Raw genomic sequence first — 439 nt, forward strand, 5'->3', positions numbered from 1 at the left:
CGAAACTGGAGATGAGGCCGCGCGCTTAGCTGGTAACGCACCTTTTATTATTGATAAAGACAGTGGTGAAATTCATTCTCTGGGAACGGCAAAACCGCTGGAAGAATATCTACAGGATTACGAAATAAAAAAGGCTACCTTCGGCTTGCCCTGACAAAATAGCCCTCTTCCCACGAAGAGGGCCGCTAACCTTAGTACCCCGCCGTTAAATCATCCACCGAGCGCGGGTCGGATGCGCCGTACAACTCACCGTCCGGCCCAACCATAATGCTTTGTGTACTGCCCATCGCCTCTTTCAGCGCCACTTTCTGACCTTTTGCTTCCAGCAGCTTGAGCGTATCCGGGCTAAACCCTTTTTCGACACGCAGCTCGTCCGGCAACCACTGATGGTGGAAACGCGGCGCATTGGTCGCTTCGGCGACGTTCAAGCCATAATCGA

2 protein-coding genes are annotated in these 439 nt (G+C 52.8%); one reads left to right on the forward strand and one right to left on the reverse strand.

All coding sequences use genetic code 11. The features are described 5' to 3' along the window. Positions 1-154 (forward strand): YrhB domain-containing protein (locus Tanf_RS16645; RefSeq protein ID WP_201774576.1); only part of this gene is annotated, 154 nt, incomplete at its 5' end. A gap of 37 nt (positions 155-191) precedes the next feature. On the opposite strand, the gene Tanf_RS16650 is transcribed toward Tanf_RS16645, so the two are convergent. After that, positions 192-439 (reverse strand): gamma-glutamyltransferase (locus tag Tanf_RS16650; protein WP_046824788.1); only part of this gene is annotated, 248 nt, incomplete at its 5' end.

This window comes from Tannerella forsythia, assembly GCF_001006485.1.
Taxonomy (GTDB): Bacteria; Bacteroidota; Bacteroidia; order Bacteroidales; family Tannerellaceae; genus Tannerella; species Tannerella forsythia.